12 protein-coding genes are annotated in these 14038 nt (G+C 43.8%); 7 read left to right on the top strand and 5 right to left on the bottom strand.

The genetic code is table 11. From position 1 onward, the window contains the following. Positions 1 to 21 precede the first annotated feature (21 nt). From AB6D80_RS11460 to AB6D80_RS11445, 4 genes are all read left to right on the top strand, one after another. Positions 22 to 468, top strand: coding sequence for a hypothetical protein (locus tag AB6D80_RS11460; RefSeq protein ID WP_371707852.1), 447 nt, complete (start codon positions 22 to 24; stop codon positions 466 to 468). A gap of 238 nt (positions 469 to 706) precedes the next feature. Then, positions 707 to 1108, top strand: coding sequence for a glycine zipper domain-containing protein (locus AB6D80_RS11455; RefSeq protein WP_059020357.1), 402 nt, complete (start codon positions 707 to 709; stop codon positions 1106 to 1108). A 221-nt stretch (positions 1109 to 1329) separates the two neighbouring features. Beyond that, entirely contained in the window at positions 1330 to 1809 is a 480-nt protein-coding gene (locus tag AB6D80_RS11450) for a GNAT family N-acetyltransferase (protein WP_009846623.1), read from the top strand. Between the two features lie 85 nt (positions 1810 to 1894). Continuing rightward, a complete protein-coding gene (locus AB6D80_RS11445) occupies positions 1895 to 3307 on the top strand; it encodes an NUDIX domain-containing protein (protein ID WP_371707851.1) in 1413 nt (470 codons plus the stop codon). A gap of 101 nt (positions 3308 to 3408) precedes the next feature. On the opposite strand, the gene AB6D80_RS11440 is transcribed toward AB6D80_RS11445, so the two are convergent. Further along, a complete protein-coding gene (locus tag AB6D80_RS11440) occupies positions 3409 to 4218 on the bottom strand; it encodes a Cof-type HAD-IIB family hydrolase (protein ID WP_017098537.1) in 810 nt (269 codons plus the stop codon). Between the two features lie 185 nt (positions 4219 to 4403). Between AB6D80_RS11440 and queE the strand changes: the two genes are divergently transcribed. Together queE and queC are read left to right on the top strand one after the other, a co-directional pair. Further along, the gene (gene queE / locus AB6D80_RS11435) at positions 4404 to 5072 is read left to right on the top strand and encodes a 7-carboxy-7-deazaguanine synthase QueE (protein WP_017098536.1); all 669 of its coding nucleotides are present in this window, start codon (positions 4404 to 4406) and stop codon (positions 5070 to 5072) included. A 60-nt stretch (positions 5073 to 5132) separates the two neighbouring features. Beyond that, the gene (gene queC, locus AB6D80_RS11430; protein ID WP_017103076.1) at positions 5133 to 5828 is read left to right on the top strand and encodes a 7-cyano-7-deazaguanine synthase QueC; all 696 of its coding nucleotides are present in this window, start codon (positions 5133 to 5135) and stop codon (positions 5826 to 5828) included. Here the strand turns inward: queC and AB6D80_RS11425 are convergent. The 4 genes from AB6D80_RS11425 to AB6D80_RS11410 form a co-directional block, all read right to left on the bottom strand. Beyond that, positions 5788 to 7821, bottom strand: coding sequence for a tetratricopeptide repeat-containing diguanylate cyclase (locus AB6D80_RS11425; protein ID WP_017103075.1), 2034 nt, complete (start codon positions 7819 to 7821; stop codon positions 5788 to 5790). The two genes, queC and AB6D80_RS11425, sit on opposite strands and share 41 nt — an antisense overlap. Before the next feature lie 162 nt (positions 7822 to 7983). Beyond that, entirely contained in the window at positions 7984 to 8334 is a 351-nt protein-coding gene (locus AB6D80_RS11420; RefSeq protein WP_017062305.1) for a DUF2750 domain-containing protein, read from the bottom strand. A gap of 131 nt (positions 8335 to 8465) precedes the next feature. Further along, positions 8466 to 9080: an OmpA family protein gene (locus tag AB6D80_RS11415; RefSeq protein WP_017103074.1), complete on the bottom strand. Its 615-nt coding sequence runs from the start codon at positions 9078 to 9080 to the stop codon at positions 8466 to 8468. Further along, entirely contained in the window at positions 9080 to 10387 is a 1308-nt protein-coding gene (locus AB6D80_RS11410; protein WP_009846631.1) for a TolC family outer membrane protein, read from the bottom strand. Before AB6D80_RS11410 ends, AB6D80_RS11415 begins: the two co-directional genes overlap by 1 nt. A 400-nt stretch (positions 10388 to 10787) precedes the next feature. Here AB6D80_RS11410 and AB6D80_RS11405 point away from each other — a divergent pair. Beyond that, a partial coding sequence (locus tag AB6D80_RS11405; RefSeq protein WP_372188542.1) for a Calx-beta domain-containing protein occupies positions 10788 to 14038 on the top strand: 3251 nt, incomplete at its 3' end.

Here is a 14038-nt window from a genome sequence, read left to right as displayed (position 1 = left end):
CCAGATACTTGAGGTCTTTTTATGCGAGCTTACTTTTTGTTGATTGCTTTACTTATAAGTGGTGCTGCTAGTGCCAGTATTTCAAAGGATGAAGCGAGTAGAGCGTTGTTAGAGCCTTTGAGTCATCTCAAGATATTCAAATGTGTGTCAAAGACTGGCGTCGATCTCTATCAAGCGGTTTTTGATATTGGTGTGGGATATGAAGCCGACCCGATTAACTCGAAGATGATCGTTAATTCAAGGAAAGGCCGCTACGAATATCAAATCCTAGGCGCGGTAAGGTCTGAAAGAGCCGGTGAAATTGTCGTGTTGACTCGTCATGTGGGAGACGGTGTTAAAGTTGCCGCTATGATTGATGACGAAAATGGCAAGATATTGGGGATAGGCGATAAAAATCATTATCGAGATTGCGGTGTTAGGCCACCACCTAGCACAGAAAACATGCAAAACTTTTGGTCTAAAGGCTAAGAGAGATATGTGAAAGACAAGAATTATTGAGAAAGCGCGATTGAGGCGACCTTATTGGTCGCCTTTTTTGTTGGTGAGGATAAAGCGAGCTCAAAGCTATATATCATTAATCAGTTATGTGATGGCTGAATAATACATAGCTGAACATGATGTATCGTCTAAACGTGGCTTTATTTATCTCATTAGCGGTTCTGCTTAAGATGGCTCTACTCCAAACGAAGAACTAAGCGAGACTCCTATGAAATTCACTAAACCTTTTCTTTTAGCAACACTGATTGTGACTCTTTCTGGTTGCGCATCACCAGCAATGGATAACGAAAATGAGAATGCAGCACGTAATCGTGGTGCTGTAGGTGGTGCTTTATTAGGAGCAACAGCAGGCGCTCTAACTGGAGATGCGAGTTTAGCGGTGAAGGGCGCTGCATTAGGTGGTGTGACCGGTGGTGTAGCGGGTTCAATGAAAGATACGGACGATGCAAGAAACGCACAACGAACCCAAGTTACTGCTGATGGTCTAGCGAAAGACAATCGCACCGATGCAGAAAAGCGAGTTGCTGAAGTAGAGGCGGAAATTAAGCTAATTGAACTAGAACAACAGCTTGCTGATCTCAAAGAAGAGAAAGAAGATAACGGTGCATAAAGCTGAAGCTACAGCAAAAGCCACAGCCACAGCAAAAACCATAGCTTCGATATTCGTTTAATTCAAAATCATTCAAACAGAATGGCCACGTAATGTGGCCGTTTTTGTATCTAAAATACACACTTCAAACAATGAATTAATTCAATAACTTGTATAGATACTCACGCCAAGTAAACTAGACTCAGTTTAGATATTAATTTGGTTTGAGAAGCGCAATAGTCATGAATGTCACCTTAAGGGCCGCAAAGCACGCGGATTTGGAACAACTTAACGAGTTAATGTTCGATCTCCACCATCACCACCACCTTGCAAGCCCAGAGCACTTTAAAACGGCAGAAGAGATTGAGCAGGAAAAAAGCATTGCACGTTACTTAGATGATCCTGAATGCTTAGTCTACGTGGCATTAAAAGGTGAACTAATTGTTGGCTTTATCTCCGGACATTTTTGTGAGCTTATCTCAACGGTGAGTAAACCGGTGCCGATGGGGAGTGTCGATGAACTGTTTGTCTTACCTGATTATCGAAAAGAATCAATTGCTGAAAAGTTGTTTAACAAAGTTGAAAGTACTTTTGATGATTATGGCGTTGAACAAGTCTTTGTAGAGGTTTGGGACTTTAATTCACCTGCCAAGGACTTCTATCAAAAAATGGGGTTCACACCTCACATTCAATGGATGAGGAAGGCTTTGCACAAAACGTAGACAGCGATTTTGTGTGGCTTTGATTACAATAGTTCAACTGCAACAGCAGTCTTAAATTTCTTCTATTATTTTTTAGGTAAACTCGTTGGTTATTAGATATTTTTTCGTTTTCATACTGTCTCTTTTGAGTACTACTTCCGCTTGGGCTAACAACACTTTGCCCGATCATATCGCGGGCGCTTTGTGTGTAGTACGTGCTGATAACCAAATCGTGTTGGTTGATGAATTGATCACGGGGCAATTGTCTCTACCGGGAGGCACTGTGGTTTCTGGTGAGCCGCCTGCCATCGCAGCGCAACGAGAAACTTGGGAAGAGGCGGGCTTGTCCGTGACGGTCGGTGATGTGTTGGGATATACCGACAGTGCCGTTGTATATGATTGTGTCTCTGACTCTGAAGTGATCAGTTTTCAAACTCGAAATGAGCTAGGTGGTTTTGAACTACCTATATGGTTTGCTCCTCATTATGGCGTGGAAGTTAGTAGAGCGATGTTACTTCCTCCCATTGAGTTGGAAGCAAAGCAATATCGTTACCCAGAGCAGTGGTCAGAGATTAATGAGTTGTTTTTATCTGCGACAGATCAACCTGTGACGTATGTGACTGAGCTGGTGGGCGCGGCACCGAAAGCCCATCAAGTTGAATTAAATTGGATTGTGTCGCTTCAAAACGCGTTCGATAATATGCCAAGCGTGTTTGCGAATACTGTGCTTTTAACTGACTCGTTAGCGAAGCCATGGGTTTTCATCGTGATATTGCCGCTAATTGCTTGGCATTTGGGCCGTAACTTCGCGTTGAAGTTTGGCTTCACTTTGATCTCGGTGACATTGCTCACTTTAATCGCCCATCAAGGGTTTGGTTTTCCACGTCCGCATGCTTACTTGCCAACATTGAAGCTAGTGATGAGCAGTGGGTATAGCTTTCCAAGTTTATTGGCTGGCTTGTGGGTGAGTTTAACCTTGTTAGTCTTTTGGAAACTAAAGCGCCTCTTGGAGCAAAAATCGATTTTGATAGTGCTCGCGGGCCTATTGTGGATTATGCTATTTACGTCTTATTCAGGCAGTGCGTTCTTTAGTGATGTCTTAATGGGAGGCGTACTGGGCGCGTTAACGACTTGGCACATCGTGAGATTAGATGCGAAACCTGATGTTGATATTAGTGCCTTATTAAGCTCTAAAGGTGTCTGGTGGGCATTGTGCTTACTGTCGATTGTTCTCACGGTGATATGGCCACTGCCAACATTCTCTTTCTGGGTGGCAATTTTGATGACGATTGCATGCTTAGTAACGTTAACGGATTCGAAGCCTTTGGTCGGCCAGTTCTCATTCAAGATTGTATTTGGAGTGATGGCGATGTTGTTAGCGGGGAATCTGCTGATTAGCTGGGCTGGAAGTTTCGTCTCATTCAGTGGCATCGCTTCATTTATTGTTGAGACCTTACGTTTCCCAATCTTGATTCTATTTGGTGTCGTGGCGTTTCGTCTGCCATGGAAAAGAGAGTAGGCGAACCGACGAACATAAAATCAAAAAAGGCTGTGCAGTGCACAGCCTTTGTCATTTGTGAAACAAGCAAAAAGTAATTCTCACTCGAGCCTATTGACCGTTTACGAGTTGAAGATAAACTTTTCAATCGCGACGGCGACTCCGTGGTCGTCGTTGGCCGCTGTGATGTGATCCGCCAGTTTCTTGGTTTCTTCCATTGCGTTTTCCATCGCAATACCCATGCCCGCGTATTCAAGCATATGGTGATCGTTTTCAGCATCGCCCATGCAGATCACTTCTTTCGCTGTAATCCCCAAATGTTTAGCGATTGCTTCAATACCGACACCCTTGTTTGAATTTGGGTTTAAGAACTCTAAGAAGAATGGTGCACTTTGCACGATAGTAAACTGAGTCTTAAGTTCTTGTGGCAACTTGCTGATGATTTCGGTCAGCTTGCTTGGTTCCGCGACAATCATTGTTTTGATAATTTCATGGTCGTCTTCTAGTTGAGAAAAGTCGAGCTCGGTAATCTTTAAGCCGTTAATACGCGCTTCAATAGCGGTGTACTCATTGTTTTCAGGTGTTATTAAGCCATGAACCTTGCTGAAGGCATGCACATAACCACCTAGCTCTTGTGCTAATGCAGCAATCTGTTTCGCGGCTTTACCATTGCTAATCTCGCTGTGAATGATCTCTTTTGTCGATACATTCTGAACCACAGAGCCGTTGTAGAAGAGTACAAAGTCATCTTCGCCGTTGATTGAAAGCTCGTCTAACTTACTCTGCATGCCTTCTAAAGGACGACCAGAAGCCAGAACCACTTTCACACCTGCAGCGCGAGCTTTAGCTATCGCGTCTTTGTTCTCTTGAGAAATCACTTTTTCACTGTTAAGTAGTGTGCCATCCATATCAAGAGCAATCAGTTTGTACATGTTGTTCCTTACGAAAAAATTAAAAGCTAACGAAATCTAATGGGCGAAAGGATAAGGGAACTTGAAAGTTCAGGCTAGGGCTTTGATCAACTCATTTATCAGTACTCATTTGTTTGACCAAAAGGGGCAAGTGCTTTAAGGTCTGCGGTTGATTAATTTCATCAAATGATTGAGCTGAGGGTAAGTTGTACAAGATTAATGAAATGTTTGAAACCATCCAGGGCGAGGGCGTATTTACCGGCGTTCCTGCTGTTTTTGTTCGACTGCAAATTTGCCCTGTAGGCTGTTCTTGGTGTGATACCAAACAGACTTGGGAAGCGTTGCCGGAAGATGAAACGAGCCTTGGTGATATTATGGTTAAGACAGAGGATTCACCGACTTGGTCTGCAATTGATGCGCAAGGAATCGTGAATGAATATATCAAGCAAGGTTACACCGCGAAGCACATTGTGATTACTGGTGGTGAGCCGTGCATCTATGATCTTGTCCCTCTTACTGAAGCATTTGAGCAGCACGGTTGTCGCTGTCAGATTGAGACCAGCGGAACATCAGAAGTAAAAGCCACACTGGATACTTGGGTTACGGTGTCACCAAAAATCGCAATGAAAGCCAAATTGGATATCCTTGATAGCGCACTCGTTCGTGCGAATGAAATTAAGCATCCAGTAGGCACAAGCAAAGACATCGAACAACTTGACGGTTTATTGGAGCGAGCTGCGGTTGCTAGCGACACTGTTATCGCTCTGCAACCAATCAGCCAAAAAGACCGCGCTACTCAGCTTTGTATTGATACCTGCATTGAGCGTAATTGGCGCTTATCAATACAAACTCACAAATATTTGAGCATCGCATAGGTTGCATTTGTTTACTGGCCTAGATAAGTCGCTAGTAGAAGATTCTCGTAAGGATTTAAGATGAAAAAAGCAGTGGTAGTATTCAGTGGTGGTCAAGATTCAACAACGTGTCTTGTTCAAGCTTTAAAAGAGTATGATGAAGTTCATGCGATTACGTTTGATTATGGTCAGCGCCATAGACTCGAGATTGAAGTGGCTGAGTCGTTGTCAAAAGATCTTGGTGTGAAAGCACACAAAGTGATGGATGTGACTCTGTTGAATGAACTGGCTATCAGCTCTCTGACTCGCGACGATATCCCTGTGTCTCATGAGCTACAAGAGAATGGACTACCAAACTCTTTTGTTCCTGGTCGTAATATTCTGTTCTTAACTTTGGCGGGTATTTACGCTTACCAAATCGGTGCAAATACCGTAATCACGGGCGTGTGTGAAACTGATTTCTCAGGCTACCCTGATTGTCGTAATAACTTTGTGAAAGCGATGAACTCTGCGCTTGTACAAGGTATGGACAAGCCGCTTGATATTAAAACACCGTTAATGTGGTTAAACAAGGCTGAGACATGGGCGTTAGCAGACCAGTACTCAGCACTTGAGCTTGTTAGAAACAAAACACTGACTTGTTACAACGGCATTGTTGGTGATGGTTGTGGCGATTGCCCTGCATGTGAACTGCGTAAAGTTGGCCTTAACGACTACCTAGGTGATCGCGAGGGTATTATGGCTGATTTGGTTCGTAAACAGGCTGAGAATAAATAACATCAGGTGAGTCTATTGGGTCGTTATAAGCATCGATGATGCAGTTTCGACCATTACTCTTCGCTTGATAAAGTGCTTGGTCAAGAACCGAGTATAAGTCATCAAAGTCACTTAATGCGTTTGAGGTTGCTAGATAAGCAAAACTCGCGGTTACATTAAGTGGCTTTTTGCTTTCTGATAAGAAAACTGCACTCGAAATAGCATAATGTAACTCCTCTACACGCTCTTGTACTTCAGCTGGTTTTGTATCAGTAAGCATAATCAGAAATTCTTCGCCGCCTAAGCGCCCGAACAGCTCACCTTTAATTAAATGTTGTCTTATTTGCTGACTTATATGAACGAGTGCTCTATCACCAGTAGGGTGGCCATATTGGTCATTAATTTTCTTGAATTTATCTAGATCGAGCAAAACGAGAACATGTTGTTTTTCTGTTCCTTTGCAGGCTTTGATACGCTTGATTCTTCGTATTATCTCGGTCCGACTATACGCCTTTGTCATGGCATCGATTGCTGCTTTTGCACGAATGGCCTTATTTGTGAAGATCATAAAGCTAGCCGCACACAGCAATAGAATAACAATCATGTTATACACCACCCTTTGATGTTCCATCTTTTCGATTTGAAGTCGGTCTAAATTTGCTTGATGTCTCAGGAAAGAACTCTCTAGTTCTTTTTCGTACCTAGCATGAGCTAGATCTAGTGCTTCAAAAGCCAACCTGTTATCTATATCTCGGGTTTCGAACTGTATTAAGGAGTATCGCTGATAGAAATAGAAAGCTTGCTTGTAATCGCTGAGTGTCTGATGAATATCAGATAGTTGAAGTAGTGCTTGAGCGGTGTACTTATGTCTTGTGACTTGTTCGGATAGCTCCAAAGCTTGTTGTGCATAATTGAGCGCTTCCGTTTTAAGTTTTTGGTCTTCGAACATATCGCTGATTGCTAAGAAAGCATTGATTCGAATGACATCGTTGTTTAGCTTGCTTGAAGCCGATAGAGACTCTACTAGGTAGTCTCTCGCCAAATCATAGTTCTTCGTCTGCGTGTATGCTTTTCCTAAACCAAGAGTTGTTAGCGCAATGCCGTAGCTATGAGATGATGTAGTCAACAGTGCTTTTGCTTTTTGAAAGTGATTAATTGCTAGGTCACTTTGTCCTTGATTAAGGTAAAGATCTGCAAGGCTATGATGAACTTGTGCTTTCATCAAATCAGAAGCATCCGATCTCAGAGCGAGTGCTTCTATGAGGTACTCTGCCGATTTATCATATTGCTTTAACTCTTTGAGCAAATTACCCACATCGTTATAGATCCCCGAAATATCGTGTCCTTGTGGGAACACGCTTATCAGTGATAGGTAAGTATCTAGAGCGGCTTGATAGTCGCTGCGGAAATGGTGATTGTTAGCGATCACTCGATAAGTGCCAAATTTTGGTAATACAGGGTCAGCAATGTCATGTAAATCCGACTGAAGTGCAGAACAATAATAGTTCGCTTGATGATATTTAGCTTGCTCATTGAGAGAACGACATAATTGGTATTTTAATAATGCTCTACCTGTAACATCGTTGATTGATTGCATTTTTACTAATATGGACAAAAAGCCTTGCTGAGCTTCTTTGTACTGACCTTGTCCATCATTTACTAGGGCATTAATAAACGCTTGTTCTATCGCTTGGTAGTCACTGTCGTTTGAAGCGATTCCATAAAACGGTTGATCGCGCTGGCTCATGTATTGATATAGCAGTGCCGAAAGGTAGAGCTTATCCCCGTAGGTTGTTGAACTCGTGTAGCGTGTTTGCAGCATGTTCAATGCGCGCGAAGGGGAATGAGTTAGAGTCGAGAGATAGAGTGCGTTCCAATCAGCATTTGGAGTTGTGTGGGGAGCTAATGCCGAGGAGCTAATTGTTGGATAAGGTTCATGATCCAATGTTGATGCTTGGCTAAAAGAATAAAGATTGATGAAAAGCAGAAAGGCAATGAAAATGGAGTGAATCACGAGATAATATCAATCAGATAAAGAACGGTATTCTATTGATAGTTTGATATTGCTTCAATTTTTTTGGCGAGTTAATGGTTTTTTATGTGAGGTAAATCTCTAATTCTCAATGGCTTATCATAGGTAACCGGTCGTACGCTATTGTACGACCGATCTTGGAAGCTAGATGTATAATTTCGCTAGATCAGAAGGCTCAAGTTCTTTACCTTCCAATGTTGCATTCCAGTTAGTACCAACAAGAACACCATCTTCAGCTAGGGTCAGTAACCAATCTTCTACAAAGATATCTAGTGGGATTTCTAATACTTCGAAGTCTGCCCACTCTTCAACGTTGTGAGTCTGAGCGTCCTCTTTTGAAGACCAGAACGGCATCACTTCACTGTTTTCGAATTCACTTGAGTCACATGCTAGCCAACCTTCTTCGTTGCGAAGGCCCCATACCAGTTTAGTTTCTTGTGTTTCAGAAACGAAAAGTTCTAGATTTGCTTGAGTATCAGCGGTTAGTTTGCTCATGAATAATTTCTCTATGTTGATAACAAGACAAGATTAACATTATACAAGGGGTAGGTATATGGCGATCAAGGAATTATAAGGATACTGAAACGCTTACCAAACGTTTCAGTATGGTTTGGGTGCGGTAGAATCTATTTGCCGATTTTAGTAAATATATGCCACTCTTCTTTGATGTTGCCTTTAAATCCGACAACAGAAGCTACAACTTTTCTGTTCAGTGCATGATTGGTTTCAGTGTCATTATCACGGAAGCCTGCATCTCCGTACCCTACGGTATAGACTCTTGATGGCGGGATACCATTGCTGATGAGCGCACGTCTTACATTGACCGCACGTTCTTCTGAGAGCTTGAGATTGTATTCGGCATTACCTACTTTACTAGCATAACCTTGCAATTGAATACTTGTGTTTTCGTAACGCTTTAGAAACGCAGCCATTTGACGAATTTGGCTCAGAAACACAGGTTTAATTTCTGCAGAGTCATTGGCAAATAAAATATGAAGATCTTTTTCTTCGCTAGACTCGAAATACGAGCCACAGCCATCATTATCTATTTCAGCGCCTATTTGTGTGTCTATACATAAATCGCGAGCGTTGATAACACCATCATTATCATCATCTTCGAGATCATAACTTTGTGTGGTGCTAGGAAGAGCACGATAAGTGAATTCATCATTTGTTTCAGCCATGATGTTGGCAGAAGCAACCACGAAGCATAGTGGGAGTATAGTTTTGAGAAGCTTCATTAATATTCTACCTTTTCATTCCATTCTTGTGGAGTCTCTACACGTAACCCTGTTAATAGGTTACCTGTAGCATTCATGACTCTATACTTTGCGTACTGTACATCGTACTTAGCGTCTAAAAATCCCTTACGTGCTTCGAAGAGTTCATTTTCAGTGTTAAGTAGATCGAGAAGGGTACGCTTACCAATTCGGTATTGTTTTTCATAAGAGATAACGGTGTCAGAAGCCGAGTCTACGTGATCCGACAAGAAATCTTTCTGCTGAACGGTTAAGTCAAGAGCGCTCCATGAAAGGCGTAAGCTTTCTTCTACATTGCGGTAAGTACTCTCACGTAGGTCTTTTGCTTTGTTGAGTTGATAAGCGGCACTTTCGGCACGGTCTTGATCGGCTCCACCGTTATAGAGATTGTACTTTAAGCGGAGCATCGCAGAAAATTCATCGCTGTTGCCTTTCGTACCACCTGCATCATCGCGCCACCTTTGAGCTGCTTCAAAAGAAACAGTTGGGTAGTTGGTACTCTTCGACTGCTTGTATTGGAACTTCGCTGAATCTACGTCAGCTTGTGCAATTTTGATAACCGGGTGTTGGTTAAAGGCTTTTGCCAAAGCACCGTCGATCGTATAAGGAATAGAGCCTGCGTCAGCACGTGGATATACCAAGCCTAGTGGGGCTTGGCCAACAAGGCGTTTGAATTGAGTATGGGCATCAAATAAATTATTTTGAGCTGCCAGCAAATTACCATGAGCTTTTGCAATACGAGCTTCCACCTGAGACATGTCTGCTGTAGACCCAATGCCTGAATCAACTCGTTTCTTGATATCTATATAGATATTTTTGTGCGTCGCGAGATTGTTTTCAGAAAGTGTAAGCACTTCATAAGCTTTAACGGAATCAAGATAAACTTTGGTTACTTGCAGTGCAATATCTTGAGCGCTAGATAGTAATTGATAACGGACAGACTCTGCATCAGCAGCGGTACGATCAATGTCGTTAGAAGTATTAGCGCCATCCCAAATGAGTTGTGTCAACGTAATTGCTGCTTCTTTACGCGTTAGATCTGTTGAGCTCGAATTCGTAGCCAAATCCGTATATTCGTAACCAATGCCACCGTCTAAATCTATACTCGGGCGGTAAGCTCCACCAGAAGCATCGTTAAGGTAACGTTGACTAACGTACTGGTTATATGCCGCTTTGATTTCAGGGTTACTTTCTAAAGTAAACGCGACGGCTTGCTCTAAGGTTTGCGCGCTAGCCGGTAAACTGAGTGCAATAGCCAACCCTAATGTAGTCGTTTTAATCCAGTTCAATTTCAATCTCCCAAAAATGGAGTATCACCTAAGTTTGTCGCTTTTAAGCTTGAATATATCAAATTTAGATGAACCGCCAAAAAAATAACGAATGCTCAATGAGCATTCGTAAATGGTTGTAAAGTTGTTAACCGATCGCCGTACAATTTAAGTCGATTTTGAGTACTTAAATTTGATTTGAGTGTTTGGGTTATCTTTCCCTAAGACAATAACTTATATGGAAGTTTTCGTCATCTTAATTATCACTCAGTGACCGTTATCATTCGTTTACATTGTAAGTTATTAAAGATGTAATTCATAGCTAGGAATTATATGACATTAGATGTTATATTGTCACTAGATTATAAGATTGATGTCACTATTTTGACGTCGCAAACAGAAAATGAGCTTAGGGATTTATATGGACATGACAGTATTGAATGCGAGCGGTGCATTAGCATTAGGTCAACGCATTGTTATTTCGATAGATGGCACAATCAAGGTCCTAGAAGACGGCCAGCCATTACAAGCTGGGGATGTCATTTTAGAATCCCAAAATGAAAGTTCTGAATCTCAGATTTCAGTTAAGCGCTTTGCGTCACAAGGAAAAGATGGCGGTGAAGTCGATCTTGACCAAGACATTGAAAACATTTTTGCCGCTTTAGAAGAAGGGCAAGATCCTACAGAGTTGGGTGAAGAGTTTGCAACTGCGGCAGGTGTACGAGGTTCGAGCCTAGTTAGCAGTGGAACTATTGAACGTGATGGTGACGAAACCATCCCAGCTACCGAATTTGTAACAACAGGTTTCGAAGGCCTGGGTTTGTCTCGTACTCAAAGCTTAAGTTTGCTTGATCTATTCCGCTCAGTGGAAGTCGAGCCAACAGTAAGTATTGAAGACAGCCAAATCATTAATGAAGGCTCAACAGCAATTTTCGACGTAAGTCTAAGTAAAGCTGCGTCAGGCGATGTAAGCGTTACGCTTGAGACGTTATACGGAACGGCAACAGCGGACGACATCACAAGCATTGTGGTGAAAGATGCCGCGGGTAACGTAGTGACACCTAACGCTGACGGCTCTTACACCGTCAAAGCCGGTGAAACTAAGTTAGTCGTTGAAGTCGAGACCAAAGACGACGGCACATATGAAGGCGATGAGAAGCTGAGCCTGAAAGTAACTGGCGCCACGGGCGTGACAGGCTCAGGTACTGGCGAGTTGACCATCAAAGATGACGGCACCGGCCCTGTTGACCCAACCGATCCTACTCCCCCAGTGAATCCAGACGATCGCCCAACGGTGAGCATCGAAGACAGCAAAGTGATTAACGAAGGCTCGACAGCGAGCTTTGATGTGAGCTTAAGCAAAGCCGCGTCAGTCGACGTGAGCGTAACGCTAGAAACCCTTTACGGTACCGCAACAGCGGATGATATCACCAGCATTGTGGTGAAAGATGCGTCGGGTAACGTAGTAACACCTAACGCGGACGGCTCTTACACCGTAAATGCGGGTGAAACTAAGTTAGTCGTTGAAGTCGCGACCAAAGACGACGGTACGTTCGAAGGCGATGAGAAACTGAGCCTGAAAGTGACCGGCGCAACAGGCGTGACAGGCTCTGGTACGGGCGAGCTAACCATCAAAGATGACGGCACAGGCCCTGTTGACCCAACCGATCCTACTCCGCCAGTGAATCCAGATGACCGCCCATCGGTGAGCATCGAAGACAGTAAAGTGATTAACGAAGGCTCGACAGCGAGCTTTGATGTGAGCTTAAGCAAAGCCGCATCAGTTGACGTGAGCGTAACGCTAGAAACCCTTTACGGCACCGCAACAGCGGATGATATCACCAGCATTGTGGTAAAAGATGCCGCAGGTAACGTAGTAACACCTAACGCTGATGGCTCTTACACCGTAAAAGCGGGTGAAACTAAGTTAGTCGTTGAAGTCGAGACCAAAGACGACGGCACATACGAAGGCGATGAGAAGCTGAGCCTTAAAGTGACGGGCGCCACCGGCGTGACAGGCTCAGGTACGGGCGAGTTAACCATCAAAGATGACGGTACTGGCCCTGTTGACCCAACCGATCCTATTCCGCCAGTGAATCCAGATGATCGCCCAGCGGTGAGCATCGAAGGCAGTAAAGTGATTAACGAAGGCTCGACAGCGAGCTTTGATGTGAGCTTAAGCAAAGCCGCATCAGTCGACGTGAGCGTAACGCTAGAGACCCTTTACGGCACCGCAACCGCGGACGATATCACAAGCATCGTTGTGAAAGATGCCGCGGGTAACGTAGTAACACCGAACGCTGACGGCTCCTACACCGTCAAAGCGGGTGAAACTAAGCTAGTCGTTGAAGTCGCGACCAAAGACGACGGTACGTACGAAGGCGATGAGAAACTGAGCCTGAAAGTGACCGGCGCAACAGGCGTGACAGGCTCAGGTACGGGCGAGTTAACCATCAAAGATGACGGTACTGGCCCTGTTGACCCAACCGATCCTATTCCGCCAGTGAATCCAGATGACCGCCCGTCGGTGAGCATCTCCGGTGGCGGTGATGTGAACGAAGGCAGCACCGCGAACTTCACTGTGAGCTTGAGCGCGGCAGCGAACACAGACGTGACCGTGCAATTGACGTTAGACCACGACGAAGCGGAAGTGGCGGACATCAAATCGTACGAGTACGAAACCGCACCAGGCGTGTGGACCGTGGTGCCAGCGAACGGCATCTTGACCATTGCCGCGGGCGTGAAAGATGTGAACGTTCGCGTAGTCACTGAAAATGATGACGTCTACGAAGGCAGCGAAAGCTTCAACGTCAGCGTGGCGGGGGCAACCGGCACCATCACGGATCCAGATAGCGCGAAACAAAGTGCGACGGCGACCATCAAAGACGATGGTACCGGTACGGTAGATCCAGATCCGGTAGACCCAACCAAGCCGGTGACGCCAGATAACGATAAACCTAAATTGAGCATAGATAGCCCTAATTCTGTAGATGAAGGAGATATCGCTACGTTTGATGTTTCTATAGATAGCACTACAGAAATTCCTATGACGTATAACATAGAGGCATTGGTTGGAAGCAGATATACCGCAAGTCAAAATGACATTTCAATTGATAGTATTACTTACCAAATAACTAAAAACGGTATTACTACAACAGAAGTCGCGAAGTTCGAAAATGGAAAAGTAACAATACCTGCAGGTGTGAAGACGTTTAAAATTAATGTGCAGGCTAAGCAAGATCAAATTGATGAGTTAAATGAAAACTTTGGCATCAAAGTAACAAACGTAGGTAACCATACCGATAATTCATCAGTGACAGGGAAAACAGTTATTCATGGTGATAATTTAACTGATAAGGGTTCTGTGACAGAGGATGTGAACGTAAGTATATCGCATACCATAGAAACCAATGGCACTCTAAAAGTGGCTAATACCAACGGTGATGGAACGTTCGATACTAATGTTATATGGAAAGGAATCAGTAGCAATGACGACAGCACTGGAGTGGCGAAGCCAACAAGCGAGCTTGGTAGCTTAACGATCGATGCCCAAGGAAACTGGACGTTCAAAGTTGATAATGAAAACCCATTTGTGCAAGGCTTGAAAGACGGTGAAAGCATCGTACAAGTGTACGAAGTGACGTCGAAAGACGGCACGGCGAAACAAAATGT

Source organism: Vibrio sp. 10N.247.310.17, assembly GCF_041466605.1.
GTDB lineage: Bacteria > Pseudomonadota > Gammaproteobacteria > Enterobacterales > Vibrionaceae > Vibrio > Vibrio tasmaniensis_A.
Note: the sequence above shows the minus strand (reverse complement) of the source record. Positions and strands in the feature narration are given on the sequence as shown.

Excerpts from the sequence above, each read along its gene's own strand:
- AB6D80_RS11460 (WP_371707852.1), top strand. The coding sequence starts at position 22 with ATGCGAGCTTACTTTTTGTTGATTGCTTTACTTATAAGTGGTGCTGCT.
- AB6D80_RS11455 (WP_059020357.1), top strand. The coding sequence starts at position 707 with ATGAAATTCACTAAACCTTTTCTTTTAGCAACACTGATTGTGACTCTT.
- AB6D80_RS11450 (WP_009846623.1), top strand. The coding sequence starts at position 1,330 with ATGAATGTCACCTTAAGGGCCGCAAAGCACGCGGATTTGGAACAACTT.
- AB6D80_RS11440 (WP_017098537.1), bottom strand. The coding sequence starts at position 4,218 with ATGTACAAACTGATTGCTCTTGATATGGATGGCACACTACTTAACAGT.
- queC (WP_017103076.1), top strand. The coding sequence starts at position 5,133 with ATGAAAAAAGCAGTGGTAGTATTCAGTGGTGGTCAAGATTCAACAACG.
- AB6D80_RS11420 (WP_017062305.1), bottom strand. The coding sequence starts at position 8,334 with ATGAGCAAACTAACCGCTGATACTCAAGCAAATCTAGAACTTTTCGTT.
- AB6D80_RS11415 (WP_017103074.1), bottom strand. The coding sequence starts at position 9,080 with ATGAAGCTTCTCAAAACTATACTCCCACTATGCTTCGTGGTTGCTTCT.